Below are 1938 nucleotides of genomic sequence, written 5' to 3' on the forward strand. Positions count from 1 at the left end.
GTGGGTGCCCCGCCTCGGCAACGCGCGCGGGCAGGGTCTCGTCGGGCTCGGCGTAGATCGGTCTCATGCCAGCGCCCTCGTGTGCGCGCGCGCCCGATCGGCCTCCTGAACCAGCCGCGACCACGGTGGCAGTTGTTCGTCCCATTCGATCAAGGTGACCGCCTGAGGAAACCGCTGACACGCGTGCCGATGCAAGGCCCAGACGGGCTCGGACACCGGCTGCGCGTGGTCATCGATCACCAGGCCGCCGGGGTTGGGCGTGCTGCCGGCCAGGTGCAACTCCTTGACGAGGTGTGCGGGGCAGGCGTCCAGCCAACGGCGCACCGAAGCCTCGGCATCGCCTTCGCCCGCGTTGAGGGCGTTGACGTGCAGGTTGTTCAAGTCCACCAGGAGCCCACAGCCGCTTTGCTCGCAGGCCCGCACCAGGAACTCGAGCTCCGTCATGTCCGACTGTGCGAAGACGACGTACTGCGCCAGGTTCTCGATGAGGATCTGGCGGCCCAGGTGGTCCTGCACGCGGCAGGTGTTGTCGACCAGGTGGCGCAAAGCGGCCCGGTCGAAGGCGACGGGCAACAGGTCGCCCGCGTGCCGGAGCTGCCCGTGGTGGACAAACCAGGTTTGCGCCACGTGGTCGGACACCCAGGTCGGCTGAGCCCACTCGACCAGCGCACGCAAACGCCGCAGGTGCGCCATGGGAATGGGCACCTTGGACGCCAGGCCGGCGCCCGTGCCATGCAGGCTCAGGGGCAACACACCGGCCACGCGCTCCAGCAGGGCGCGCGACAGGCCGCCCTCTGCAAAGTGGTTCTCGGCATGCACCTCGACGAAGTCGACGCTTTGTGGCGAGGCGAGCAGGGCTTCAAAGTGAGGCGCGCGCAGGCCCACGCCCACCAGGGGATGCGAGGCCATGCGGCGCCTCCTTCACTTTCGGGCAGCCGAAGCGGCGAACCGGGCCTTGGCGTCGGCCGCGTTGAGCCCGCCGAGGTTGACGCAGGTGCCCTTGGGCACGAGCTTCCACTCGCCCGGGTCCTTGTCGACCTTGGACTGCCCGGCGCACGAGTGCGTGCCCGCCAGGTTGGCGCAGTCGTTCTGACCGGCCTTGGCGACGCCGTAGCACTTTTCCTGGTTCGGGTCGGCGGCCTGGGCGGCTCCCGTTGCGAGCGTGGCCAGGGCACAGGCCAGGGCGGCCTGCAAAACAAGTTGACGTTTCATGGGAGATCCCCTTTCGTGGTGGTGACAGCCGATTGTTTCGACCCCGACCGACAAAGAGAATCCCCGTGAATGGCAATGGATAATTGCGCCAGGAGGAACAGTGATGGACCGTCTTCACCTGATGACCGTGTACGTGGCCGTGGCCGAAGAAGAGGGCTTTGCGGCAGCGGCCCGGCGCCTGGCGATGTCGCCCCCGGCGGTGACACGCGCCATCTCGGCCCTGGAAGATCGCCTGGGCGTGAAGCTGCTTCAGCGCACCACGCGCCACGTGCGCGTCACCGAGGCAGGTGAGCGTTACCTGGACGACGCGCGCCGCGTGATCGCCGCCGCCGACGAAGCGGACGAAGCTGCCGTGGGCATCAACGCGCAACCTCGTGGTCACATGACGGTGACCGCCCCGGTGCTGTTCGGGCGCATGTACGTGATGCCGGGCATCGTCGACTACCTGCGTCAGCACCCCGAAACATCGGTTTCAGCCCTGTTCCTCGACCGCGTGGTCAACATGCTGGAAGAGGGCGTGGACGTCGGCATCCGAATTGGCGAGTTGTCCGACTCCAGCTACCGCGCTTTGCGCGTCGGGCACGTTCGGCGGGTCATCTGCGCGGCCCCGAGTTACCTCAAGCGCCACGGCATCCCTCAGACACCGCACGAGCTCAAGCAACACCAGGTGATCGTGGCCAGCAGCCTGTCACAGAACATCGAGTGGCGGTTCGTGGAACAAGGCGA

The 1938-nt window shown here is 67.4% G+C and carries 3 protein-coding genes; 1 reads left to right on the forward strand and 2 read right to left on the reverse strand.

Annotated elements, in window-relative coordinates; all coding sequences use genetic code 11:
• Positions 1-63 precede the first annotated feature (63 nt).
• Both B2W70_RS08420 and B2W70_RS08425 read right to left on the reverse strand, forming a co-directional pair.
• Positions 64-909, reverse strand: coding sequence for a DUF692 domain-containing protein (locus B2W70_RS08420; protein WP_286744730.1), 846 nt, complete (start codon positions 907-909; stop codon positions 64-66).
• 12 nt (positions 910-921) lie between these two features.
• The gene (locus B2W70_RS08425) at positions 922-1212 is read right to left on the reverse strand and encodes a DUF2282 domain-containing protein (RefSeq protein WP_286744732.1); all 291 of its coding nucleotides are present in this window, start codon (positions 1210-1212) and stop codon (positions 922-924) included.
• 103 nt (positions 1213-1315) lie between these two features.
• Between B2W70_RS08425 and B2W70_RS08430 the strand changes: the two genes are divergently transcribed.
• On the forward strand, positions 1316-1938 hold a 623-nt coding region (locus B2W70_RS08430; RefSeq protein ID WP_286744734.1), incomplete at its 3' end, for a LysR family transcriptional regulator.

Origin of the sequence: Aquabacterium sp. UBA2148, assembly GCF_002328915.1 — a bacterium.
Lineage (GTDB): Bacteria > Pseudomonadota > Gammaproteobacteria > Burkholderiales > Burkholderiaceae_C > Aquabacterium > Aquabacterium parvum.

Bases quoted from the DNA above. Each gene is read 5' to 3' on its own strand.
- B2W70_RS08420 (WP_286744730.1), bottom strand. From the start codon at position 909: ATGGCCTCGCATCCCCTGGTGGGCGTGGGCCTGCGCGCGCCTCACTTT.
- B2W70_RS08425 (WP_286744732.1), bottom strand. From the start codon at position 1,212: ATGAAACGTCAACTTGTTTTGCAGGCCGCCCTGGCCTGTGCCCTGGCC.